This window comes from Shewanella psychromarinicola (assembly GCF_003855155.1).
Classification (GTDB): Bacteria; Pseudomonadota; Gammaproteobacteria; order Enterobacterales; family Shewanellaceae; genus Shewanella; species Shewanella psychromarinicola.
Genome location: NZ_CP034073.1, coordinates 162029 through 188629 on the forward strand (window position 1 = coordinate 162029; position 26601 = coordinate 188629).

The window sequence follows — 26601 nt, forward strand, 5'->3', positions numbered from 1 at the left end:
TCATTGCAGTTATGATTAGCACTGTTTGCATTAGCGCAGCTGGTAGCTAAACGACAACATCACTTGGTGCGCGTTATAGTTATGGTTCAGGCTACCTAAGGTGGTCAGTCCTGGAACTGTATTGACATCAATTTGCGCGTAATCGGTGTCGTAATAGCGCTCATACTGGTAAGCCAGCTTTAACGCCATCTCTTCGCTTAATGCGTAGTTCGCATGCAGTTTGAGACTATGGCTGAAAGAGGTGTAATCCCCCTGTGGCGTGGTAACGTCATAGGTGACCAGCGTGTTGCTGGCGGAGTTAGCAAATAAGTAGTCGCCGCCTAGGCTGAGCCTGTCTTCAAGCAGCCCGCTATAGTTGAAACCAGCCCCCAGATTAATAAACTCATCTTCGATATCGGCGAACCAGTCAGGGCTTGAGAAACCCTGACTGCCAGCTTGTGCAGCATCGATCCACTGCTGACCAGCAAAGGCATAGCCAGATAGGTGTGCATTCAGCTGCAGCCCAAGATTGATGTCATAACCGTAATCTTCAGATTCGGTCAGACCCAGTTGAGTCTCGTTATAATCATCTTTGGCATAGCGGGCGGTCATATCCACACTGAGCCACGACGTTGGGGTGTGATTAAACTTGGCTTCGAAGGCAGTGCGCTTTCTATCAGCCAGGTAATATTTGCGTAGTAAAGGATTCGTTTCTGATGACGTCAGTTCACTGGTTTGATATTCGCTGCCGCCACGGTTATCGAGGCTGGCCTTAAATTTAAGCTTGATGTCATCCATTGCACGGACATTGAGCTTGGCCCATAGGGCGTCATCATTGGTCTGTTCACGGTCACCATAACTGCGCTCCATCTCTTTGCGGTCATAGCCAGCCTGCACGCGATAGTCACTGTTTAGGCGGTAACTGGCATTAAGCTTGAGGCCGCGGCGTTCGGTGTCTAAAGGGATATTCTGTTTAAATGCCCCCGTGATCCCGTTCACTTCATATTGAGCGAATTCCCATACCGATCCCTTATTGTCACGCTTGCTATAATCGACACTGCCGCCGAGTCTGAGCTTGTTGCTTAGCAGCGAAGTGACAGACAGCTTGCCGTCTAAGGTATCGACTTCTCCGTCCCAGTTTTGCAGTGGATTACCCGACATTTGAATCAAATCATCATCTTGGGTCATCTTGCCCGATGCCAAGCGACCACTCATAACTGTGCGGTTTAATTGATATTGGCCAGACAAGCTAATTTGATGAGCCTGATTGTCTGGAGCAGGTGCAAAAACGTCATACAGATAAGGAAGACTTAACGCGTCAACCTCGTTTTTATACTGACTCACGAAGTAATTCAGGTTGGTAGTCCAGCTATCGCCAGACAATGACAAACCCGCGGTGAGATTATCAGTGTTGGCATCGACTGGCAGGCCAAAATTAACTGGACGCGGAGTGACAATACTGCTGCTCTGGTAACCGGTTTTATTCTCGTGCTCATAACGCACATAAGCCTGATAAAAGTCTTGGCCATAGCTCAAACCCAAGCCAGCTTTGTTCCTCTGCAGCGAGAGCTCCTGAATTTGAGTATGCTCACTCGGTGTCAGTACGCCGTCTTGGTACCATAACTGACTGCGTGCATCGCCTGACTGATAACGGGTTAGCTGTTGATAATCTGCCACCAGTTTATAGTGACCTGACTTTCCTGCTTCAAGGTGAGCAAAGCCGTTATCCAAACCTAATTGGTGTGCCTGAAACTTGGCTTTATAGCCTGCGGTATTTCGATAATGTAAATCGGCATCCACACTGCCATTAGCCCCGTCATTGTCGGTACCGAACGCATTACCAGAGTGAATGTCATCACTGTCAATATACGCGGCATTGACCCCGATGGTGCCGGTATAACCTGCAACTTGAGGGCAACGCTTACACTGAAATACTTGTTGGTTAACGGTACTGGTATTGGCCTTGTTCACGCCAAAGTCAGCCGCCATTGCAGAGCCCGTTATCGCGCCAGATATAGCGAGAAGTGATAACGTGATGAGGTTAAATTTGAATCTCATTTGAGTTACTCCTAATTAGCGCTGCAGCTTGCTGCCGGCTGGGTGATTGGAGCCATGGATCTGGCTATGGCAATTGAGGCAACTCTTACCGCCGCCAAACGCATCACTTCCGCTTTGTTGTACAACACGGCTTGCATGACCATCATCCATATGACATTGCTGACACAGTTGTGGTGCTCTTTGGGTGAGCATGGCTTCGTTAACGCTGCCATGGGGGTTATGACAGTTGGCACAATTTTCTGTCACTGGCGCATGCTCCCATAAAACAGGGCCACGTTTTTCGCCATGACAGCTATAACAAGTGTCATTCACAGTGGCGTGATTCAGCGCACTTTCACTCATAGAACCGTGTGGGTTATGACAATCGATACAGGTCATTTGATCCCACTTCATCGGGTGAGATGAGCGCTTATTCATGTCAGATTTTTGCTGCGTGTGACAAGAGGTACAGGTGTCATTAACCGTAAGCTTGTCCATAACCGGATCTTTGTCGGTGTGAATATTATGACAATCACTGCAGGCCACCTCGTCTAAATTGTGGCTGCTGCTATGCCATGCCATCTGCTTAGGATCGTTATGGCAACCTAGGCAGACGCTGTTCTGACTTTGAGCAGAAAGCTTGCTCTCTTTGCCAAAGGCGATCATCGGCTCCTTACCGCCTTTGTTATGTGCACCTAACGGGCCATGACAGGCTTCGCATTGCAGACCCGCCATAGGCGAACCCTGTTGGCTCGAGCTACCGTGCACGCCATCGAATATCGCCATGACCTTGTCATTTTTCTTATGACACATCAGGCAAGAGTCGGCACCTTTGTTAGAGTATTTACCTTGAGCAAATTTCTCCGTCAGTTGCTGTTCCAGTTGTTCACCAGTGAGTTGATTCCAGGGGGCCGCCTGAACTGAGAGGGATAAACACGCGAAAGCGAATATCCCACAAAGTAACGTAGTGATAATACATTTGTTCATCATCTTGGCCTTACAGTTAATTATTATATGATTTGGTAACGTTGGTGTTAATTAGTTTGCATTTAAATTGTAGTTTGAATTAATTAAAATACGAAGCTATTACTTTAGAGGTATTGTTAGATCTGTGATTTTTAATTTATAAATGATTTATTCGGGATCGAGATCTTTATTTAGCCTTGCCTGTTGGATGTATTTTTTTGATATTTAAATTACCAAATATAAATTACAAGCCATTGATTTTAATTGTATCTTTTCAATACCTCTTACTGGTTACTATGATTTTAAATTTGCACTTTATATAAATGAGAATGATTTAAACATAATATAACTTATGAAATCATATCGTCTTTATTCATAACTATTTTTATTAAACCAATAACCATTAATAACTATTCACAACCTCGTTAATAACTTTTAATATCTTTTCACATTAATTCACAATTTAATTAAAATTAATTCTGAAGTAAACTTATAATCATTATAAATAAATGATTTCACAAACTGACAAATGCCTCATAAAAAGGAAAAAACGAAAAGAATAAAACTGCAACAGATGATAAAACTAGGCGGAGTAAACCGTCTAGTGCAAGTGCAAATCGAGAAAAGGAACCTTGGTTGCTGGCAACATCACTATGTCGCACCAGCGATACAGCTAAAAGGTCGTTAAAATTTATGCGACGAGGATGCAAATAGAAGAGAGCTTTAGGGATATTAAGCAGGTCTAAAAATGAATGACAGCGAAACGCGAACAGGCTCAAGGTATTGCGACTCGTTGCCTGCCAATCTCAACTTGAGCTTTCGCTGCTAGCTTTAGCCGTCAAAGCTGCCATTAACATAGGCATTATCCAAGCGAACTAAACCAAGCACTGTAACGTGCTATCAAACCCATTCATTGGCTTAAGATCATACAAAGATAGGCAGTTGAAGCAGTTGCAGTCTCACTGGCTAACAAGGATCAAGACGCGACAAGATTTAATCAAGGATCCACAGGCATGCTATTAAATTCGTGGGGATCCCTAAGACTTTGATCCCACTTATTTTACTTATTTGAAAGATAAACAAATAGTGATTGATAGCCGCAAGTAAAATCGGTTACTGTGTGAATAACACATGGAATGGCGACAGTCAGTAAAGACAACGTAGTAAACAGACTTAAAGTCAGGGAAGAAAACGTAAATGTTGACCCACAGCACTTGCTCACAGCTTGAAAGCCCTCCCCCTTAGACCTTGTTTAATGCATTTCAAAAAAAACAGACAAATTACTTAGATCCTATTTACTTGGATTGACCTGTGATGAAGCGAACATATAGCTGACATCACGCTCAAGGATGAAAATGACAAGCTTGTTTACCAATGTATTCGCCATCGGCATATTGCTTTCGGGCATGTTTTTGATGATAGGCATAATGTTCTTGCTGCTTAAATACCGTGATCACACGGTTAAACTGCCGGTAGATCGCGAGCAACTTCTGCGCATCCCTGCATTTGGCCTACAGCAACAAATTCAAGAGTTACAATTTGATCTACTCGGTGGCTTAACCATGGCCGTGGTGGTAGTGAGCTTTCCGTTTGCCACCGAGAGTATTCAAAAGCATATTACTGAAAAATCATTCCCATACCTTTTCGCCATAGTTGCCGTTATTGGACTGATTTATTGTGGACGTAAAACATGGAAAACCTTCTCAAAACTCACTAAATTACGCTTAGGTCACACAGCAGAAATCGCCACTGCCAACGAGCTAATAGGCTTACAAGCTTTAGGCTATCAAGTATTTCACGACATACAAGCCGACGGCTTTAACATCGACCATTTAGCCATAGGTAAAAATGGCGTATTCGCCATCGAAACCAAGGGCCGCCACAAACGCAAACGCGACAGTAAAGCGACTAGTGCCACTAAAGGTAAAGACTACCAACTATGTTATAAAGACGGCCGCTTATGCTTTCCATCGTGGACTGAAATTAAAGCAATCGTTCAAGTAATTCGCCAAGCAATCCCTAGTAAAGTGCAGGTCAGCCAATGGTTAACTAAAGCCACAGGCCAGCCAGTGTTTGCAAGCCCAGTACTGGTATTCCCCGGCTGGTACGTCACCAACCAAACTCGGCCACCGTTCCCCATCCTAAATCATAAGCAGTTGGTCAAAACGTTACCCTTTATCAGGACTCAATCACTCAGCCAACAGCAGGTCGATGCGATCGTGTATCAAGTGGCGCAGAGATGTTTGGGGAAGAGCTAGATTGGGAAATGATCAAATCAGAAAAGTTTACTCTGACCCCACTTATTCCACTCACTTATTCCACTCACTTATTCCACTCACTTATTCCACTCACTTATTCCACTCACTTATTCCACTCACTTATTCCACTCACTTATTCCACTCACTTATTCCACTCACTTATTCCACTCACTTATTCCACTCACTTATTCCACTCACTTATTCCACTCACTTATTCCACTCACTTATTCCACTCACTTATTACACTCACTTATTACACTCACTTATCACTTATTCCACTCACTTATTCCACTCACTTATTCCACTCACTTATTCCACTCACTTATTCCACTCACTTATTACACTCACTTATTACACTTATTATTACTCTGACCCCACTTATTAGTGTGTATTCCACTCACTTATTACACTCACTTATTACACTTATTATTACTCTGACCCCACTTATTAGTGTGTATAAGAATAGGGGGAATAGGCTTTAATACGCTGAATCACATTATGTTAAACTTAGTGAATTGAGATTAACGCCCACTTAAGTTGTGAGCAACGCTGCCACCTTACCCAAACACTGCACCGTAAGCACCGAGCGTTGCGAATCAGCTTGAATTGTTTGTTGAACGAAGCCGCTCTGCGGCAGAAAAGATAAAAACACATCTTTAGCCCCATCATAAATACTTACTAGACCCTGCCTACCTTGGCAGCTATCTAGGAGTATTACTATGAACGCTCACGAACAACAACGCTTTGATTGTCTTTATGAACAACATCTTACCAATTTAACGCTGCAAGGCAAGCGGCCTGCTACCATCGACGCTTATAGCCGCGCTGTCAGGCGTATTAGTGCTTATTTTGACTGTTGCCCTGATAACCTTTCAACCGATGATTTAAAACGCTACTTCGCTGATTTAATTGCCTCTCACTCCTGGAGCACCGTAAAACTCGACCGTAATGGATTACAGTTTTTCTATCGATATGTTCTTAACCAGCACTGGGAGTGGCTGAGTATTGTGAAGCCTCCGCAGGTTAAACGTTTACCCGATATATTGACCCCTGCCGAAGTATCCATCGTCATTAGCCTCACCCATAAGCTGCGATATCAAGTGTGCTTTTTAACCCTTTACAGTATGGGGTTGCGCCTCGGCGAAGCAATTTCATTGCAGGTTGGCGATATCGATTCCGCGTTGATGCAGGTGCATATTCGTGACGCCAAGGGCGGTAAAGACAGGCTGGTCCCTTTACCTCAACGCACATTACTTGCACTGCGATATTACTGGCAAACCCATCGCCATCCCCGGCATGTATTTCCCGGTAAAGATGGCAAGCCAGGTTCAATGATAGATAAAGGCGGTATTCAAAAAGCACTAAAGCGAGTGATTAACGACTGCAACATCCACAAATCCATCAGCCCACATAATTTACGTCACAGCTATGCGACTCATCTGCTCGAACAAGGGTTAGATTTACGCTCAGTACAGCACTTACTCGGCCACAACAGCCTTAACACTACCGCACGCTATACCCGCCTCACCACCATCACCCGCAAGAACACTGTCCTGTCAGTTAACCAGCTCACTGATAATTTGGTGCTTAAGTGGGAGTGTGACTCATGACATTCATCGATATTTTACGTGACCATCTTGATGCCTTTAATCAGGCTTATGATGGCCAAATTACCCCGTCAATGCGCCAAGCGATTAATGCCATGCTCAGTTGCCGCTCTCATTCCCAAAGAGCCAGCCACTGGGCTTGCCAGGGTTGCACGCATACCGCTGACTTTCCGCTGTCATGTGGTCATCGCAGCTGCCCGCAATGTCAGTACAACACCACGGCAGATTGGCTCACTAAGCAACAAGCCAAGTTACTGCCCGTCGACTATTTCATGGTGACTTTTACATTGCCATTTGAGCTGCGTGTTGTGGCTAAATATCACCCAGAAGCGCTCTATCCAGCCATGTTTGCCGTCGCTGCCAGTGTGCTCAAAGACTTTGCCCTTAACTCACCAAAGCTTGCCGGTGATATTGGTTTCACCGGCGTGCTGCATACTCACAGCCGGCGACGGGATTTACATCCGCATATTCACTTTATTATTCCTGCGGGCAGTTTTAACAAAACTCAACAGCACTGGAAAAAGAACAAAGGCAAATACCTGTTCAACGCCTTTAATATCGCCAATGTCTGGCGTGCACGCTTGCTGGAGTATTTGGCAAAGCTTAATCTCACACTGCCAACCTCACTGCCCAAAAAGTGGGTAGTAGACTGCCAACATGTGGGCAAAGGCTTGCCTGCACTGCAGTATTTATCACGCTATCTTTATCGCGGCGTACTGGCTGACAAAAATATCAAAAGTCATGTCGATGACAACGTGAGTTTCGAGTATGAAGACAGCCAAACAAAGTCGACAAAAGTACGCACCTTACCCGCCATAGAATTTCTCTGGTTAATACTGCAACACGTATTACCGAAGGGATTAAGGCGAGTGCGTGACTATGGATTACTCAGAGGTAACGCCAAAAAGCTCAGGCTACAAATACAGCTTATGCTGGCAGTTGCAGGGGCAACGTTTCCAATCATTCCTGAGATAAAGCGCAGATTAGCAACCCGCAGTTGCCCCTGTTGCCAGCAACCAATGCGCTTTATGGGCGTAGTGGCACGACCGACAAACTTAATGACCTCAACCTAATGTTGAAAATAATAAGAATAATGGTTTAACTGAATACCGTGGAGGATTAATTTAACGCACTGAAATTAATAGAGTTAAATAATTAGCAGAGGGGCTAAGGGTACTTGCTGACTACAAAAAACTAGCACGATAACCATCACATCAAACAGCGCGTTTTCTCGAGCTGTTATTTACATAATAAAGAGTCACTCTCGGTGTTCGGGCTTGTTCAACACTTGGGATAAGGACGCGGCTTCGCGCGGCCTATCCTTATTTGTTATGCCATTTTTTTTAGCTCTAATCCATTGCCATTTCTAGAGATAACTACTTCTTGATAGGTGGTGTTTTTCGGCATATTCTTACGAATATAGTCTCTTGTTTTTTCAGGCATACGATAGCCAAAAATAATTGACTTTATCCATTCTGGTTGAAACTTGACTAACGCCAGCTTTCCTAAATCTTTCACTACTAGGTTTTGAGCACTATTACTTAAGTTAATACGATACTCTGACTCATACTCCCATTCTTTAAGCTTAATCTTCAATGAAACCCAAGCCTGAGAAGCGATTTCATCTTTAGTTCGCAACCCAATTGTTGATTCGAGCAACTCCAGAAGTTCAAGAGTGGGCAATTGGTCTTGATATCTTACTTTCTCAGGTGACATTGCATCACCGTTCCATTCGATACAAAAACCATTATGAGAGTTAGCATAATGGGACCACATCAAATTATTTACAGGATTATCAGTGACGCAATAGAATAAATAACTATCTAAAGCATCTTCGATACTTTTAATCAAAAGATCGAAGTTATGATTCGCATTTTCACCCATGAATAGGCGTTTAAAAGTACGCTTAGATTCACCAGATAATTTTTGATAAGTTCTACGTACTCGATCTCTCGAAGGGCGAAGAATCTCAACTTCTGAATCAAACAAATCATTAAAATTCTTTCTCCGAGAGAAAGATGCCTGATTTTCAAACAGGTTAATTAATGAATACTGTTCTTCCAAATTATCATGTGAACTAATTGGACAATATTTGTAGAAACTTTCCATGAAACTCCTGCTTTAAATGGCATAACGCAAAGCTCATGGGCGAAGAGCAGCACAGCGGGTTGGCGCCCCTGCGACCAAAGGGAGCGAGTGATGTGTATTGTTAGGGCTCTTTCTCTGGACACTCATATTAGCTTCAATTCTTTATACAAGCCTGATTGAATGATTTTCCCTGAAAACCCTAAGCTTTCAATATGTTTCTTATAGACCCTATATAAGCTTTCATTCATTCTAGGGTCGAACGTCATAGATTTCACGTTTAGCAGTGGATTAAAGTGATATGGATATATATTTCTCTCTGTACTGTTTTTGGGATCAAGGTAAATTAGGCGAACCTCTTTTTCATGCTTGAAGGCTACGCGTTTCATCAACAACGATTTGGCTTGGTTGAAGCTTCCCCCAATGTGTCCTCCATTATCACGTACTTCTTTGGCTAAACTGGTTAGTTTGCTTTTTGAATGATAATCAACCTTACCTATAAAGCACGAGATCTTTGGGTATTCAGAAACACTGCGGTACAGCGAGTTAAATAAGTCCCTCACCGTCGTTTGAATTTTCACTCCATTTTTTCCAGGCGAGTATATTCGCCACATGGCATCACTCTCGATATTCAGTGACCAACATTGCCCGTATGCTCTATCTCTGAGTATCGAAATATACTCATCTCCATTTTTTCTAAGAACTGGAGTATTAAATAAGAAGTTTTCAAATGGGTCATCCCACAGGCTGGGTTGCACTAAGACATTTTGGCTTGTTTCGAACATTTCAAGCAAGCGCTCTACTGTCATTACTCGGTAGATTTTCTTATCTATATCAGCTACATCAATATTAATGTAATTTTTCATATTCGACATTCACGCATAGAACTATGTGCCCTAACAGCTTACTGAACTGCTCGACCTATAAAGCCGACCGCTTAAGTTATTGATTAATATCATCCTACATTCTCTATAGCTTTGAAGTAAGCAATTTAATGCCTCTTACACTCAAATTAAAAACGTAAATTGCACATTAAAAGTGTCAACGTCAAATGTAAAAATAATCATGGGTGGCCATGTTTCGTATAATCACGAAACGATGGCCAACTGTTCATTTTCCGTTTAGCTACTTGTATGGCTATATTATTGATTCAGCGATTTTTTTGCTTTCCTTGCTGCAAGATCCGCAGCGGTTCTATCTTTTTGCGCTTGATTTGCTTCTTCAATTTCACGTATTTGAGCATCTGATAGTTTTAGCTTTTTAGCCATCTTAATACTCGCATTAAGAAAGTTTGCCCCAACAACATTGGCATTTTCAAAATTTGTATGTTTTAAAACTGCACCTTTAAAATTAACATTTGTTAAGTTTGCGCCTCCAAAATTAGCGCCTTCCAAATTTGCTCCTGTAAAATCACTTCCTGATAAGTCTGCTTTAATAAAACATGAACGTTTTGCAGAAACCGCAGAAAAATTACAATTAGTTAATTTACTAAACTCAAATCGCGCACTAAAAAACTTAAACTTACGGAAACTCTCCCCATCCTTAACCAAATTTCTCCAATCGACTTTACTATGTTCAGGACGACTTTTACTTTTATTGCGCATAGATGAACTCCTTGTAATTGAAATAGCCTAATGTCCGCATTTACGGCTGGTTTGATATGCGACGGAACACGACTCCGACAACATGTACTCAGCTTAATATTGCCACACATTATTGATGCTTTGAAGTAAAGCAATTTAATAACTCTTACACTTAAATAAAAAACGTAAATTGCGAGTTAAAGGTGTCAACATCAACCGTAAAGAAATCGTTGTGGCCATGTTTCGCCTTTAGTAAAATGCCACGCTTGCCGAATCACTCTTGAACAATTTGTTAGGTTTTAGCTAAAGAGCCCCAAAAATATAGAAGCTGCGATTGAAACGATAAAACCAATAACTACTGTAAACCTGAACTTGTCTTGAGTTTCATACCTTTTGACACCTTGACCAATAGCAAAGCTAGCTATGGGAAAGAGGTAGTTTTTCCATTTATTTAATAGCTTATGGGAAAAATACAATGCAGTACCTATTAGAGCTAATATAGCAATGGCTGTAGCACTCTGTTTGAACGTAAGAGCGACACCTTCGGAATTGGAAGCATGCATCATATCAGTTATCATTAAAGCCAAAGCAACTGGCACATAGACCAACCAAAATACATCTAGGCGACTTATTGATGAGTACCATGGCTTTAGACCACAAATAAACTCTGAAAACTCACCACTTATTCGCGTAACTAACTCATCATCTCCAGTAGCATTGACAGTTATTGTGCGGTATTTGGAACTATCAAACTCAATGCTAGTAATGCTATTACGGTCATCTGGACGAGATTTCAGCTCGATACTTAAGATAGATCTTTTCTTTGAGTTTTCGAAACCGATTAAATCTTCAATTGTCTCTACTTCTCTTTCAACCTTGTCACTAAACTGAACAATTGCAGTTACACTGCGACCATAAGTTTCTAACTTACGCCACGCATTTCGTAAATCGCTTTCATTCAACACGAAAGCGTGGTCAATTTTATCTCTATATGTCGATTGCAACTTTGTTCCCTTTCCTGATGAAATATTTGCTGATTGCTAAAAAAATCTAACAGCTTATTGAACGACTCGACCGATAAAGCCGACAATTTAAGTTATTGATGAGCATAACCTTACATTTTATATGTCTTTGAAGTAAAGCTATTTAATGACTCTTACACTCAAATAAAAAACCCTGTGTTCAAAGGTTCTCGATTACGTCTAGTTGTATTTATAAAATGGCTGAAGTATGTAAATGGGGTCAGAGTAAACTTAAAATTATATAAATGGGGTCAGAGTAAACTTAAAATTGTCAGCTATACTCTTTAACTCAAGTCACTTTGCAAATGGATCTTGCACATGCCTAGAAAACCTAGAGTCTGCCCCATAGGTATTCCTCAACACCTTATTCAGCGAGGTAATAATCGCCATGTTTGCTTCACGTCTGAACAAGATTTCAGAGCCTATGCAGGCTGGCTAAAAGAATACTCACGTAAATTTCATGTCGATATTCACGCGTGGGTATTTATGACAAATCATGTTCATTTGCTTTGTACTCCTCAAAAAGCGAATGCTGTTAGCCTTATGATGCAATCACTTGGTAGACAATATGTGAGGTATTTTAATTACACATACAAACGTACCGGGACACTTTGGGAAGGTCGTTTCAAGTCTTGCTTAGTGCAAACTGAAGAGTACTTAATCCAACTATATCGTTATATTGAACTCAACCCTGTAAGAGCGAATATGGTTAATGACCCTGCCGAATATATATGGTCGAGCTATCAAATTAACGCCCTAGGTAAAACCTCTCAGCTTTGTACTCCACATCAGGTTTACCTTTCAATAAGCAACGACTCTCAAGCAAGGCAATCATCTTACCGAGCCCTATTTCAACATCAATTAGATGCAAAAATGATTAACGATATTCGTCAAGCAACCAATAAAGGCATGGTAATCGGCAGCGACACATTTAAAGACCAAATAGAAAAACTAACGGGGAAAAGCATGCATCCAAAGAAAATGGGACGCCCTTTTAAGGTGATAGAATAAAGTTTACTCTGACCCCACTTATCCGCGATGTTAAGTGCGAACGGTTTTACTTACCACCGGGCTCTGCAAAACGAGTCATCCAGTCCTTCACTTGGCCATACCAATAAATCGAGTTATTTGGCTTCAGCACCCAGTGATTCTCATCAGGGAAGTAAATCATTCGCGACTCAATACCTTTGGTTTGCAATGTACGGAATAACTCAAACCCTTGTCCTACGGGCACTCGTTGGTCTAACTGACCGTGGATAACCAAGGTTGGCGTATCAAAATTGGCTGCGCCATAGTGAGGTGATATAGATTTATAAATTTCAGGTTTTTCCCAAAAACTACCAAAACGCGTACTGTGTACCGCGAAATCCCCCGCCATTTGTGAGTACATGTTATACACCGCTGCGTGGATAAACAGTGCATTGAACGGGTTATCTTTTTGCCCCAAAATAATTGAGCTTAAGTAACCCCCATAACTACCACCACCAGCGACTAAACGTTCGCTATCAATCCAGTCTTTGCTCTTAAACCAATCTGTTGCTTTGTAGATATCCTCGAGCGACTTGTTCTTCCAGTCAGGGTTAATACTGTCAGTAAATTTCTGGCCGAAGCTGCCTGAGCCGTGGAAATTAGGCCAAGCGGTCACGTAACCCCAAGAAGAGAACGTTTGCGCATTCCAACGGTAATGGAAGCTGTCTGAAATCGCACCGTGAGGACCACCGTGGATCAACATCATCAGTGGGTATTTTTTGGTTTTATCAAACCCCGGCGGGTAGTGCACCCACATCTGGATATCATCTCCGTTATAACCTTTATAAGTCACCGACTCATAAGTACCCATGTCCACATTGGCCAATACATCATCGTTAAAGCTATCTAAACGCGTTATTTTTCCATTGCTGGAGTCAATCTTCACCACGCGTGCGGGATGTAAAAAACTTTGATTGGCGGCAACCAAAGTACCGTCTTTGGCGATAGAGGGTTTGCCAAAATCGGTATTATTGGTGACTTGTCTAACTTGGCCATTTTTAGCATTGATGTAGTAAATGCGGTTTGTGGCTGCATCGGCTATTGATGCATAAAACCCCTTACTATCTGGCGTCCAGAGATATTTAGAAACAGATCGGTCCCAATCTTTGGTCACTACACGTTCGCTACGTTTGTCCATATCGAACAACACCAAGCTCGAAGTGTCACCGTAGAAGCCATGAATTAATTGGCGGGTGAATGCAAGTGTTTTACCATCGGGACTAAATTTAGGTTCACTATCAGGTGCTTGATTGTTCGGAGTTAAATTTTCATATTTTCCGCTACCGATTTTAGCAAGAAATACATCAATTTTAGGGTCAACTTGGTTAGCGGAGCCGTTTGAGTTAAAAGCAATCCAACGTTCGCTTGGGTCGATATCGTAGCTGCCAGCGTTTTGTGAAGAACGTGGCAATTGCTTTTTCAGTGGTTGGGTGACGGCTTCAACGTCTCCACCTTTGGCTGAAATACGAAAAACATGTGCCTCTCTTTCTTCATCAATCCAATGGTCAAAATGTGAATAAGGCAGTGCGTTCCACTGGTGGGCGGAGACCTTATCGTCTTTATCAGCTTTGAGCTGCTCGGTCATTTGTTCCCAGTCTTTGCCTGGAAAAATACGGCTAATGAAGTAAATGTGCTCACCAACCCACTTAATACCATGCACGCCACCGGGAACCTCAGTTAAGCGTTGCGCTTCGCCCGGTCCATTCATTGGTAGTAAGTAGATTTGCCCTGCTTCATCTTTGTCGCGTTTACTAACAAAAGCTAAGGTTTTTCCGTCTGGAGAAAACACAGGCTCACTAGCGCGTAAGCCTTTTGCAGTAAGTGCACGCTGGCCTGAGCCATCTTTTGCAAACGACCATAGCTGAGTCGTGCCTTTATCTTCTGGTATGTCGTACTCAGTGACGGCAGCAATAATATGATCACCTTGGGGTGAAACAATCGGACTACCGATACGCTTGAGTTGCCAAAGCACCTCTGCCGATAATGTTTTGGTTTGCTCTGCAAAAGCTGATGTCATTGGCATCAACAAACACAGTATTAGAATCCCTACTTTTTTCACGAGAGCTTCTCCTTCATTCAGAATGAGTTCGTAGTCATTTTTATGAGTTGATATGCAACAGCGTTTGGCTGGGTAACAACCGTTCGTTCCCATTCAAAAACCAGCACATACTGCCGCCCCAGTATAGCGAGCAAAGCCCGTTAAAAGATACGAATAACAACGGACTGTAGCAGCTGTTTACAAATTAATTGTTTTGAATAATAAAACCGGTAATAAAGACGCGAATAAGTAATAAATGGGGTAAATAAGTGGAGTTAATAAGTGGGAGACAGAGCGTGAGGGATCCCAAACATGCAAACTGTAGTGGTCAGGTAAAATTGGCCACGCTTTTAGTGCTGCAGGCCATAGGTGCAAAAAAGCATAAGCAAACACTTGGATTCCGGCTCAAAAGCATTGCCGGAATGACGTCAATATAAACATTCCTGAGTATCGAAGACAAAAAAGCGACCTTTCGGTCGCTTTTAAATTCTAAAACTTCAAATGAAGCCCACTACCACCATAATTGCGTCGCTGGCGAACCGAAGGCTCTAGCGCGGAGTTGACTGGTGTCAAACTCTTTGTGATGAGCTTTCTGGAGCCGAGGTTCAATTCCGTAATAGCTAGACTAAACAACCAATAAAAAACGAACCCAAAGGTTCGCTTTTTTAATGCTCTTACTCAGAAGATTTCAATGAAGCCCACTACCACCATAATTGCGTCGCTGGCGATGATAAGGCAATGAAGTTTGAGGTTTTCGCCGCGGAGTTGACTGGTGTCAAACTCCTTATTTCGAGCTATGCGAAAACTCTCGGTTAACGCCGTATTATCGAGACCAAGGAGCTAACAAAAAAGCGAACCAATCGGTTCGCTTTTTTAATGTTTTTACTCAAAATGCTAAATGAAGTCTACTACCACGATAATGGCGTTACTGCCGATGAGAAGACAAGGAAGCCGATGCTTTTCTCCTCGGAGTTGACTGGTGTCAATGAGAAGAGAAAAGTGTCGGCTGACGCCGTATTATCGAGGCCAAGTAGTCATTATCATTTATTCGTAGTCTGAAATTGGGACACACGAGCACATGAGGTTGCGATCCCCATAAACATCATCAATACGATTAACCGTTGGCCAAAACTTATTCGCCTTAACCGCCGCCGTTGGGAACACGGCCACTTCACGACTGTACGGACGTGAATCAAACTCTGGGTCCATAATATCAGCCAGGGTGTGAGGTGCATTATGCAGTGGGTTATTGTCCACTGGCCACTCGCCTGCAGCGACTTTAGCCACTTCGCCGCGAATAGAGATCATCGCTTCGATAAACCTGTCCAACTCAACCTTAGACTCAGATTCCGTAGGCTCAATCATCAAGGTGCCCGCTACCGGGAAACTCATGGTGGGTGAGTGGAAACCATAATCGTTAAGACGCTTAGCGATATCCATTTCGGTTACGCCAGAGATTTCTTTCAATGGACGTAAGTCGATAATACATTCGTGGGCAACGCGCTCGTTACGGCCGGTGAACAACACAGGGTAATGTGCTGACAGCTTTTTCATGATGTAGTTAGCGTTTAATAGCGCCGTTTGGGTTGATTGCTTCACACCCTTAGTGCCTAACAGCTTAATGTACATCCAGCTGATTGGCAGGATGCTAGCGCTGCCATAAGGTGCAGCAGATACTGCGCCGTTGTGGTCGCTTTCGCGGCCAGGCTTAACCACTACGTGGCCTGCTACAAATGGCGCAAGGTGCGCTTTAACCCCGATTGGGCCCATACCAGGACCACCACCGCCGTGCGGGATAGCAAAGGTTTTATGTAGGTTTAAATGCGATACGTCTGCGCCGATAAAGCCTGGTGAGGTTAAGCCAACCTGGGCGTTCATGTTGGCGCCGTCCAAATACACTTGACCGCCATATTGATGGACGATGTCGCACACTTCGCGGATTGATTCTTCGTACACACCGTGGGTCGATGGGTATGTGATCATGATGCACGATAAGCTGTCGGCAAGCTCGGCCGCTTTAGTGCGTAAATCGTCTAAATCAACGTTGCCTTGCTTGTCGCACGCCGTGACCACAACCTTCATACCAGCAAGTTGTGCCGATGCAGGGTTGGTGCCATGAGCCGATTGCGGGATTAAGCAAATGTTACGGTGCGCGTCGCCGCGAGACTCGTGGTATTTCTTAATCGCTAATAGACCGGCGTATTCGCCTTGTGCACCTGAGTTAGGTTGAATACACACGGCATCGTAACCGGTGATGTTGACTAAAAACTCAGACAACTCATTAATTAACTGAGTGTAACCTTGTGCTTGGTCAAGTGGGCAAAATGGGTGCATGTTAGCAAATTCTGGCCAGCTTACCGGTAGCATTTCCACTGCGGCGTTGAGCTTCATGGTGCATGAACCTAACGAGATCATTGAGTGGTTTAGGGCTAAATCTTTGTTTTCCAGACGCTTGATATAACGCATCATCTCGGTTTCGCTTTGGTAGCGATTAAATGTTGGATGAGTTAATACCGCGTCTTGACGTACTAATGCTTGTGGGATTGACTGACTGCCATTGGCCACAATGGCGCCATCTAATGTGGCGACATCTATGCCATGGCCAGCACCTAAAATCACATCAAACAATACCACCAGATCCTGGCGAGTAGTGGTTTCGTCAAAACTCACCCCAAATGCGCCGTCGGCGTCGATGCGTAAGTTTAACTTGGCCGCTAATGCACGGGCGTTAATCGCTGCAACGTCGGCACCTTTAACACTGATGGTGTCGAACCATGAAGTGTTCGCTAAGGTTAAGCCTTTAGCGCTTAAGCCTGCGGCTAAAATGTCGGCAAAACGGTGAATGCGTGATGCGATGGTTTTTAAGCCATGTGGGCCGTGGAATACCGCATAAAACGACACCATGTTGGCTAATAAGGTTTGCGCCGTACAAATGTTTGAGTTAGCTTTTTCGCGGCGAATATGTTGCTCGCGGGTTTGCATGGCCATGCGTAATGCGCTGTTGCCGCGGCGGTCTTTTGACACACCAATAATGCGACCTGGCATTGAACGTTTGTGCTCATCACGGGCCACGAAAAAGGCCGCGTGAGGTCCGCCGTATCCCATGGGTACCCCAAAACGTTGCGCGCTACCAAACACCACATCTGCGCCCATGACGCCCGGTGATTTAAGCAGTAATAACGACATAATGTCGGCGGCAACGGTAACCACCACTTTTTTGTCACGTAACTGAGTAAATAACTCAGTGTAGTCGGTGATTTGACCAATACGGTTGGTGTACTGGAACAAGGCACCAAATAATTCGTAATTTACTGCCTCTTTTGCTGGGCCAACGACCACGTCAAAACCAAAGCATTCGGCGCGAGTTTTGACTACGTCGAGGGTTTGCGGGAATACGTCGTCGGCAACAAAGAAGATGTTGGCTTTTTTGGCTTTAGAGACGCGCTTGGCTAATGCCATGGCTTCTGCTGCTGCGGTTGCTTCATCTAATAATGATGCAGAGGCAAGATCAAGACCGGTAAGGTCCATTGACACTTGCTGGAAGTTTAACGTGGCTTCTAAACGGCCTTGGGCGATTTCTGGCTGGTACGGCGTGTAAGCCGTGTACCAACCTGGGTTTTCAAACACATTACGCAAAATGACATTAGGCACTTGCACGCCGTAGTAACCCATACCGATATAGCTTTTAAAGACTGTATTTTTATCTGCTATGTTACGGATATAGGCGATACCTTCGGCTTCGCCACAGGAATCACCTATGGTGAGCTCTTGGGGTAAGCGAATTTTGCCTGGGACCGTTTGGGCGGTCAGATCGTCTAGCGACTCTGCGCCAATGAAGTTCAACATGTCTTGTTGTTGTTCTGCATTTGGGCCGATGTGGCGCGTCAGGAAAAGTTCGTGCTGTTCTAGTTGTGTCAGGGTTTGCTTGGTCATATTAAACCTTGTTCCAAATCGACCAGTTGAGGCGGTAGGGCACATAACTGGATTAGGGTGAAAATGGGTAATACGTGAATAACCTGTTTACGGTTTATGATGTTGCGGCCTCGTCATTGGCTTTTTAGCTGCCACGGGTTAGAGATTATCGGCGCAACATTTTTAGCTTCATATAACAAAGAAGCTCCCTAGGGAGCTTCTAGTGTTATGGGTGATTATTCTTGGTCAATGACTTCTTGATAACCGTCGGCATCGAGCAATGCATCAACTTCGGCTTCAAGAGAAGGCATAACACGGAAGAACCAACCTTCACCAAAAGCGTCACTGTTGACCAGTTCTGGTGAATCTTCTAATGATTCGTTTACGGCAATCACTTCACCAGAAATCGGTGCGTAGATGTCTGAAGCCGCTTTGACTGATTCTGCTACTGCACAATCTTCACCGGCGGTAACGGTATCGCCTACATCTGGTAATTCTACGAATACCATGTCACCAAGAAGCTCTTGAGCATGCTCAGTGATACCTACTGTGTAGCTACCGTCTGATTCTTTACGGATCCATTCGTGTGAAGATGCATATTTCAATTCTGCCGGAATAGTGCTCATTGTTGCTGTTCCTTAATCTGATGTTCAAAGACTTAATCAATAAATTCGGTGTCGGTAACACGCCACTATCATTAGAAGGCTTGTTTACCATTGCGCACAAAACTTGGGGCGATGACTTTTACGGTCACGCGTTTTTTACGCATTTCAACTTTAGCTGTGGCACCAATACCATTGGGTACACGGGCCATGGCGATAGAATAGCCTAACGTTGGCGAAAACGAACCACTGGTGATCACACCTTGGTGTTCAACACCGTCTGCATCGGTAAAAAATACCGCCATATCATGGCGTAACACGCCCTTTTCTTCCATGACCAAACCAACTAACTTTGTCGTGCCTGCCGCTTTAATCGCGGTTAACGCTTCGCGGCCGATAAAGTCACGATCGCTTGGCTCCCACGCAACGGTCCAGCCCATATTAGCAGCCAGTGGATTGATTGACTCGTCCATGTCTTGGCCGTATAGATTCATGCCCGCTTCTAAGCGTAATGTGTCGCGGGCACCAAGACCACACGGCTTAACGCCTGCCTCTAAGAGTGCTTGCCATAGGGCTTCGGCTTCAGCTTCTGGGACAATGATTTCGTAGCCAACTTCACCGGTGTAACCTGTGGTGGCAATAAATAAACTGCCTGACTGCACACCAAAGAATGGCTTCATGCCTGCAATAGCAGCATTTTGATCGGCGGTGAATACGCTAGCGGCTTTCGCTTTCGCGTTAGGGCCTTGTACGGCAATCATCGACAATTCTGGACGTTCGCTAACCACAACATCAAACGCGGCGGCTTGTGTGTTGATCCAGGCGAGGTCTTTGTCGCGAGTAGCGGAGTTAACCACTACGCGGTAATGGGTGTCGGTTAAGTAGTAGGTGATAAGGTCGTCGATGATACCAGCGTTTTCGTCTAGCATTCCGCCATAAAGGGCTTTACCCGGTACGGTAAGTTTGGCGACATCGTTAGCAAGTAACTTACGTAAGAAGGCACAAGCATCGCTGCCGGTAACGTCAACTACGGTCATGTGAGACACGTCAAACATGCCTGCGTCTTGACGTACTGCGTGGTGCTCTTCGATTTGAGAGCCGTAGTTAATCGGCATTTCCCAACCATGGAAATCGACCATTTTGGCGTTTGATTGTAAATGCTTGTTAAAAAGTACTGTTTTGCTAGCCATTATTATCCCTTTTTTTGAGGCCTTTCTTATGTAGGTATTTGATAAAATGCGAACAAAATTATACTCCGCAGACCCAATTTGTATACAAAAGAATTTTCTAATCCGAGTCCAGTCGCATTAGTTTAGCTAATCTATTGGCATAATTTTTTTACATAATTATTTACAATAAAATAACTGATTTAACTGTGCTACCTGATATTAAACAAGTTTCTACATTAGCTATGATTAAATTGGCTCACGACAAAGTTTAGGTAATGTCATTTTGTTACCCATAGCCTGTTTGATGAACACTGTTTTCAGTCCAGCGACATTATCAACTAGGGTTAGGCCGATGTCGCGCATGGCTTTTTTAAGCGGATTGCTGCCGGCAAACAGTCTTTTAAAGCCTTCCATGGTGGCTATCATTTCCATGGCTTCAGCTTTACGCCAACGTTCAAGGGCGCGTAAATGGCTATATTCGCCTAAGTCTTTGCCTTGCTCATGCAATTGGGTAAAGGTGTCGATGATACTGGCAGCGTCTAAAAAGCCTAAGTTAACCCCTTGGCCGGCTAACGGATGAATGGTATGGGCGGCGTCACCGGCCAGCACTAAACGGTGGCGCGCAAAATGGCGCGCATAACGCATCCGCAGTGGAAATGATTGACGCTCGCTGATCACTTGGCACAAGCCTAAACGACCATCGAGCGCGGCGGTTAATGCTTTTGAAAACTCAACCTCATCAAGCGCTAATAATTGCTTGGCTTGATCGGGCGACACCGACCACACAATTGAACATAAATGGTCGTCATACAAGGGCAACATAGCTAATGGGCCGCCGGGTAAAAAGGCTTGTCTGGCGGTGGCGTCATGGGCGAGTTCGGTGCGCACTGTGGCGACAATGGCATGGTGACCGTAGTCCCAGAATGTCAGCGGAATACTGCATTGCTGGCGCACCCATGAGTTGGCACCATCGGCAGCCACCACCACGGCGGCGCTAATGTTGTCGCCACTGGCTAAGGTAAGCCAAGCTTCGCGTTCGCCAAAGGCTATACGTTCAAGGCGTTGGCCTTCTAAATGGGTTAAATTACTGATCTCACTCGCACGTTTGGCAAGGGCATAGCTGATGGCATCGTTTTCGATAATCGAGCCTAAATGCGTTTCGCTGATGCTGTGGGCGTCAAATTCAATTTTGCCTAGGCCGTCTTTGTCCCACACCGACATTTTTTGGTAAGGGCTGACACGATTGTCATCGAGATATTGCCACGCACTGAGGTTTTGTAGCAATTGCTGGCTGGCTTTGTTAATGGCACTGACACGCAATTTAGGCTCGCCACTGACCGCTTGAATTGTGCCAGCATCGATGACCACGACATTAAGGTCGGCGTTGGCTAAACCGATTGCGGTAGCGAGCCCGACCATGCCACCTCCGACGATGGCAACATCATATGTTTGAGTTGAATACATGGTCAATCCTTACCTTAAAAGAGTTAACGCCAACCCATTGCGGTTTGAGCAACGGGACGTTTGAGTGGGGGTAACCAAGACAATAAACGCAAACCGACATTGCGCCCCGCCACCAGCGGCCAATATTGATTGGAAAAACCACGCACTAAAAATTCGATATTGCGAAGTGTGCTGTCGCGATCGGCTTGGCGATCGACTAAATATTGATGCACGATGGCGCTGCTGCCGACATCGACCTGGGTTGAGCTATTGGTTAATTGATGCGCACTAAAGGCCTGTTCAAGTACATTGAGTAACCCCACTACATCACGTAAACCTAAGTTAAAGCCTTGTCCGGCAATAGGATGTAGGGTTTGCGCGGCGTTACCGACAAAGATACAACGATGGTAAACAGGCCTTGGCATATACGATAACGTTAGTGGATAACTCACCCGTTGACCGACGTCGACAAAACGACCCGCTCGGTGACCAAACGCTTGTTGTAAGGCGGCTAAAAATTCAGTTTTGTCGCCGTTGACTAATTCATGGGCTTGTGCGGGCGGTAATGCCCACACGACTGAAAAACGTGATTGGGTCGGCGTTGCTGAAGACTTAGACGCGAATGACTTAGACTTGAATGAATTAGACTTGAATGAATTAGACGCTGATGACATAGGTAAAAGTGCCAGCGGGCCGGTTTGAGTGAAGCGTTCGTAAGCCCAATGCTGATGGGCTTGATCTGTGGTGATATTAGCGACTATAGCCGTTTGATCAAAATCGATTTTTTCTGTTGGTTGGCCCAGATGTTGGCGCACGACCGAATTGGCACCATCTGCTGCCACCAATAACTGGCAATGCAATTGAGTGCCGTTATCTAAGGTTAATAAGTGGCCGCTTGTTTGAGCCAGTATCTGGGTGACTTTGGCCGGACAAAATACCCTAACAGCGGATTGAGCCAGTTGCTCAAACAACACTTTGCCCACTTGGGCTAATTCAACCACCTGGCCTAATGCATCTAACCCAAGCGGTTTAGCATTGAGCTCGGTCATGCCAAAGTGACCGCGATCGGAAACATGAATATTTTCAATTGCAGTGCCAAGATGCTGCAACTTAGGCCAAATGCCTAAACGAGTGAGTTCAAAAACAGAACCGTGAGCAACGGCAATGGAGCGAGCATCAAAGCCTGGGTGATTATGGTTGGCAACGTGGGCTTCGATTAAGGCAATGCGCAGCGGACGCGACAAGGTGGCAGATAACTTAGCTAACCCTAAGGCTAACGTGGCTCCTGCCATGGCGCCACCCACAATGGCAATATCAACGGCAAGTGGTTGTGTGGAGGTGTGTGCTGAGGTCATACGCTGCGTTACTGCCTATACCAAAAATATTAGTGAAAATTTGAATGCTCGTCGGTGTCATGTAAAGGCATGTCTAAACCGAACTCTGAATAGCATAAAATAGCCGACATTCTGACAAATTCTTGCAGTTCAACGTAGGCGACTTCGGATTCTTCGTCATCACCAACATCAAATTCTACTTGGGCAATATCAGCAAGGTCTTTAATCACTTCACGCACATCAGATGATGCTTTTGCTAGCTGCGGTTGAATAATGGCAATGCCGGTTAAGAAGCTTTGGGTCCACAAAGCTAACGCTTCAACGCGCTCGCTCAGCGGCACTTCTTCTTCTGGCAGTAACAAGGTAAAGCCAAATTCAAAATCGACTAAGCGTGTCACCGTGTCTTGATACAACTCACTGATCAACTTTTGTAAGTTCGCTTCTAGCGGCTGACCGTCGTTCATTAACTCAACTAACGGCGTTAACCACGCAAAATTCTCTTGTTTTACGCCACCACAAATTAGCCCAACAAGTGCACCGTGCACTTCTACTGGATGTTGGCCTACTTCAGCGTAATCTAATGCCTGTTTTAGTTTTTCAATACATAATGAAGGTGGGATTGCCATGGTTAATTCCTAATAGCGCTATATCTGCTTCAATGCTAGCAGAGATAGTATGATGCTCCAAATGCGAGCGTGTATTGTGCCCCAATTATACAGGGACTGAAGCAGATTTGTTCACACAAACAGCAAATAGTTAAAAAGGGATACTGTTGCCTTGCGCTTTTAAATTCAGCCCTATATAGTTCGCTCACATGCTGAACTTTACTAACATCAGCTCGGAATAATAAACGGTTATCAAACAGTCTTTTGTCCCGCTAACTGCGCTACACTGACTTATAATAGACCTGTTATTGGCGCAGCGATTAATTGCACAAGACGCCTGGTTAGCAAAACAAATGACAAGTTTGATATGAAATATGTCAAATTTTATGATTTTTACTTGTTTACCCCATCTCTTTAACCCGAGTGAGGTTAACTGAGGATCTGCGGCGACATTATGAGTAACAGTGCTGTTGATATTACCCTATTAGGGCGCACCTACTCCATCGGATGTCCTAAAGGACGCGAAGAAGCATTGCGCACGGTAGCCAGAGAAGTTGAAAACCAGCTGACGACGTTAAAGTCTCGGACCAACAACTTAAGCCGTGAAGAGCTTGCCATTATGGCCGCACTCAATATTGGTAATGAATTGTACGAAGAAAAGCAAAAGAATAAGCAGTACATGGCGCAAATGGATGAGCGAATTTCGTTATTACAGTCAACGTTGGAAACATCCTTGGTTGAACGAAGCAGCTAGGAAGGCTAAACTAAGATTTCAGAATTAAGAATAACTTGATTCTACCCTGTTTTGCTCCCTGAGATATTCGCCAGTTGGTTAAGTCCCTGTGCCGATAATTACAAACCCAGGGTGAATGCTTTCGTTGACACTGTGCATGCTCGGATTATACCGAGAAGCCTTAGGAAATGAACATTTACCCGCCTTGAACCTACGGTTCAAGGGCTGCGCCAGCAGCGGTATTTTGGGGAGCATTCTAATTTCAGATTTAGCCTTTTTTTAAGGCTCATTTTTTGAAGATCACCTCGGTTACACTTTTTAGATAGTGCCTTTATTTCATCCTCAAGCACGCTTTTATATCCAAGCACTGTTTCATATCCAAGCTCTTTCATATCCAGCTCACTTTCATATCCAGCTCTGTTTCATATCCAAGCACTCTTTCATATCCAGCTCTGTTTCATATCCAAGCTCTCTTTTCTCCTCAAGATCTCTTTTATCCTCCAGCTGTGCATAAATCGACAACATAACTTGGTGACGCTGATCCTTCAGCTCAAATAGCCAATAAAATACGACCGTTTTTTATACAAAACAGTCCCGCTTTCACACTTTCAGACGGAGACACTAGGTTACTTTATTGTTAAGATTGTTTTACAACGTATATTACTGTATAAAGTGTTTAATATTAATAACTTGTAAATATGGATTATGACAAGCTGCTCCACTCATCTCAAGGTTTACTGCACCATTTTAATTGTATTCATGTTCAGCTTATCTGCTTGTAAATCCACACCCGACCCTGTTAAACCGAGTCATATCATTCCTGCTGCGTTATCTCATTTGCCTGCTGATGCAGCAAACCTAGGTTTGGATATCATTGATGTTCAATTGAGCTTAGGCGATCGCAATTTATATCTGGCTAGCAATGGCAATATCAAAATGGTCTCGACCGCACAATGCCAGTTAGATATTTCGGCGCACCGTGGAGATTTTCGTCAACCAGAAAGTAGCGCTAATGCTATTGCTTCGGCCTTGAACGATAACTTTAACAGTGTCGAAATTGACGTAATGCTACTCAAAGATGGCACTTGGGTTAATCATCACGATAGTCAAACAGGTCGCGCTACCGTGTATTACACCGGTGAACGCTTTAAACTAAATCGCATGAGTGTTCAGCAGTTCGCTAATCTGAAACTGCGGGATAAACACAGTAACAATTTACTCAACGAACGCCCAATAACGGCTGCAGAAGCCTTTAGAGTATTTGGCGCTTATCGCACCCAAAATCAACGACTCAATGTAGAAATAAAATCTGATACCAATGGCCAAAAGCTGGTAGAGCTCGATAATATGCTCAGAAAATATATTGGCTTAGGTGGATTTTATTATTCTGCGGCAGAACGAGATGTCCTATACAAGCTACGTGGCATTAACCCATCGGTTTACTTAGGCTTTATTCAAGGTGGACACCCTACCAGTGTTGAAAAGTTAGCCGCAGATTTACGTAAAGGTGTAAAAAATGATGCCTATTACTTAGATAATCAACATAATCTTGAGCTTGCTGGTCGCTACGGCACTAAACGTTACCGCTCACGTTATAAAGACTACACCGCAACATCATCATTAACCCAATTGCAAAAAAAGCTGGGTAGCAACTCTGGTTTACACTTAGACATTCGCAGTTTTATGCAGCATCTCAGCGTCAAGTATCGTGCTCACCAACTCGGAATGAAGGTCTATACCTATTCGCTTAATGGCAGTGATTATCATCAATCACAATTACTTAAGTTAACCACTAATAAGCTACCCGATGGCGCAATTGTGGATGCCACGCCTTACAAGATTTGCCAGCGTTTATTCAACAGAGCCGTACCTAAAAAGCGTTATCAAGCATTGAGTAATGTCGGTCGTTATATTACCGCTTTACCCCAAGATGCTGACTTTGATCGCTTTGACGAAATGCTTGGTTATCAAACAGAAGGTTATTATTTGTCATTAACCTCTGGCCTTAAAGCCATCCATAGCACTGCGGTTAACAAGACACCTAACAACATACCCACGCCTTTGTTGGAACATGGTTTCCCCACTATTACTGATGAAATAATTGATAACGACACCGGTGACACCATTATTTTAAGGTTACCAGGTCGTCAGGCTAATAAAAATTAATATGACTGATAATAACAAAAGTCCATTTGCAAC

19 protein-coding genes, 1 other RNA gene and 1 pseudogene are annotated in these 26601 nt (G+C 44.0%); 8 read left to right on the forward strand and 13 right to left on the reverse strand.

Features of this window, described 5'->3' with window-relative positions; genetic code table 11:
* Positions 1–30 precede the first annotated feature (30 nt).
* Both EGC80_RS00665 and EGC80_RS00670 read right to left on the reverse strand, forming a co-directional pair.
* Entirely contained in the window at positions 31–2037 is a 2007-nt protein-coding gene (locus EGC80_RS00665) for an MtrB/PioB family decaheme-associated outer membrane protein (protein WP_124013800.1), read from the reverse strand.
* Between the two features lie 15 nt (positions 2038–2052).
* Entirely contained in the window at positions 2053–3006 is a 954-nt protein-coding gene (locus EGC80_RS00670) for a DmsE family decaheme c-type cytochrome (RefSeq protein ID WP_124013799.1), read from the reverse strand.
* A gap of 522 nt (positions 3007–3528) precedes the next feature.
* Between EGC80_RS00670 and EGC80_RS22595 the strand changes: the two are divergent.
* The 4 genes and pseudogenes from EGC80_RS22595 to EGC80_RS00685 form a co-directional block, all read left to right on the forward strand.
* Positions 3529–4005 (forward strand): annotated as a pseudogene (locus tag EGC80_RS22595) (transposase); the annotation flags it as partial.
* Positions 4006–4337: 332 nt separating this feature from the next.
* Positions 4338–5240 (forward strand): nuclease-related domain-containing protein, encoded by a 903-nt coding sequence (locus EGC80_RS00675; protein ID WP_124013798.1) that lies wholly within the window; start codon positions 4338–4340, stop codon positions 5238–5240.
* Positions 5241–5959: 719 nt separating this feature from the next.
* Complete coding sequence (locus EGC80_RS00680) at positions 5960–6850, forward strand: tyrosine-type recombinase/integrase (RefSeq protein WP_124014280.1); 891 nt, start codon at positions 5960–5962, stop codon at positions 6848–6850.
* Positions 6847–7920 (forward strand): IS91 family transposase, encoded by a 1074-nt coding sequence (locus tag EGC80_RS00685; RefSeq protein ID WP_124014279.1) that lies wholly within the window; start codon positions 6847–6849, stop codon positions 7918–7920. Before EGC80_RS00680 ends, EGC80_RS00685 begins: the two co-directional genes overlap by 4 nt.
* A gap of 256 nt (positions 7921–8176) precedes the next feature.
* On the opposite strand, the gene EGC80_RS00690 is transcribed toward EGC80_RS00685, so the two are convergent.
* The 4 genes from EGC80_RS00690 to EGC80_RS00705 form a co-directional block, all read right to left on the reverse strand.
* Positions 8177–8956 (reverse strand): DUF2971 domain-containing protein, encoded by a 780-nt coding sequence (locus EGC80_RS00690; protein ID WP_124013535.1) that lies wholly within the window; start codon positions 8954–8956, stop codon positions 8177–8179.
* A 122-nt stretch (positions 8957–9078) separates the two neighbouring features.
* Positions 9079–9798, reverse strand: a complete 720-nt coding sequence (locus EGC80_RS00695; protein WP_164839401.1) for a DUF2971 domain-containing protein — start codon at positions 9796–9798, stop codon at positions 9079–9081.
* A gap of 276 nt (positions 9799–10074) precedes the next feature.
* Entirely contained in the window at positions 10075–10536 is a 462-nt protein-coding gene (locus EGC80_RS00700; protein ID WP_124013533.1) for a pentapeptide repeat-containing protein, read from the reverse strand.
* 278 nt (positions 10537–10814) lie between these two features.
* Positions 10815–11519 (reverse strand): hypothetical protein, encoded by a 705-nt coding sequence (locus EGC80_RS00705; protein WP_124013532.1) that lies wholly within the window; start codon positions 11517–11519, stop codon positions 10815–10817.
* A gap of 336 nt (positions 11520–11855) precedes the next feature.
* On the opposite strand from EGC80_RS00705, the gene EGC80_RS00710 reads away from it, so the two are divergent.
* Complete coding sequence (locus EGC80_RS00710) at positions 11856–12548, forward strand: transposase (protein ID WP_124013531.1); 693 nt, start codon at positions 11856–11858, stop codon at positions 12546–12548.
* A gap of 46 nt (positions 12549–12594) precedes the next feature.
* Here the strand turns inward: EGC80_RS00710 and EGC80_RS00715 are convergent, their stop codons facing one another.
* The 7 genes from EGC80_RS00715 to EGC80_RS00745 all read right to left on the reverse strand — a co-directional run bounded on the left by EGC80_RS00715 (position 12595) and on the right by EGC80_RS00745 (position 23690).
* A complete protein-coding gene (locus EGC80_RS00715; protein ID WP_124013530.1) occupies positions 12595–14625 on the reverse strand; it encodes a S9 family peptidase in 2031 nt (676 codons plus the stop codon).
* 1023 nt (positions 14626–15648) lie between these two features.
* Positions 15649–18537 carry an aminomethyl-transferring glycine dehydrogenase gene (gcvP, locus tag EGC80_RS00720; RefSeq protein ID WP_124013529.1) on the reverse strand — a complete coding sequence of 963 codons (2889 nt, stop codon included), beginning with the start codon at positions 18535–18537 and terminating at the stop codon, positions 15649–15651.
* 215 nt (positions 18538–18752) lie between these two features.
* Positions 18753–19142: a glycine cleavage system protein GcvH gene (gcvH, locus tag EGC80_RS00725; RefSeq protein WP_124013528.1), complete on the reverse strand. Its 390-nt coding sequence runs from the start codon at positions 19140–19142 to the stop codon at positions 18753–18755.
* Between the two features lie 71 nt (positions 19143–19213).
* Entirely contained in the window at positions 19214–20308 is a 1095-nt protein-coding gene (gene gcvT / locus EGC80_RS00730; RefSeq protein ID WP_124013527.1) for a glycine cleavage system aminomethyltransferase GcvT, read from the reverse strand.
* 225 nt (positions 20309–20533) lie between these two features.
* The gene (locus EGC80_RS00735; protein WP_124013526.1) at positions 20534–21751 is read right to left on the reverse strand and encodes an FAD-dependent oxidoreductase; all 1218 of its coding nucleotides are present in this window, start codon (positions 21749–21751) and stop codon (positions 20534–20536) included.
* A 23-nt stretch (positions 21752–21774) separates the two neighbouring features.
* Entirely contained in the window at positions 21775–23085 is a 1311-nt protein-coding gene (ubiH, locus tag EGC80_RS00740) for a 2-octaprenyl-6-methoxyphenyl hydroxylase (protein WP_124013525.1), read from the reverse strand.
* A gap of 29 nt (positions 23086–23114) precedes the next feature.
* On the reverse strand, positions 23115–23690 hold the full coding sequence (locus EGC80_RS00745) for a UPF0149 family protein (protein ID WP_101032772.1): 576 nt from the start codon (positions 23688–23690) through the stop codon (positions 23115–23117).
* Between the two features lie 433 nt (positions 23691–24123).
* Here EGC80_RS00745 and EGC80_RS00750 point away from each other — a divergent pair, with 433 nt between their 5' ends.
* From EGC80_RS00750 to EGC80_RS00760, 3 genes are all read left to right on the forward strand, one after another.
* Entirely contained in the window at positions 24124–24423 is a 300-nt protein-coding gene (locus EGC80_RS00750) for a cell division protein ZapA (RefSeq protein ID WP_101032773.1), read from the forward strand.
* Between the two features lie 52 nt (positions 24424–24475).
* Positions 24476–24657: non-coding RNA, 6S RNA (gene ssrS, locus EGC80_RS00755), on the forward strand.
* A gap of 504 nt (positions 24658–25161) precedes the next feature.
* Positions 25162–26568 carry a glycerophosphodiester phosphodiesterase gene (locus EGC80_RS00760; RefSeq protein ID WP_233768576.1) on the forward strand — a complete coding sequence of 469 codons (1407 nt, stop codon included), beginning with the start codon at positions 25162–25164 and terminating at the stop codon, positions 26566–26568.
* Positions 26569–26601: the final 33 nt, after the last annotated feature.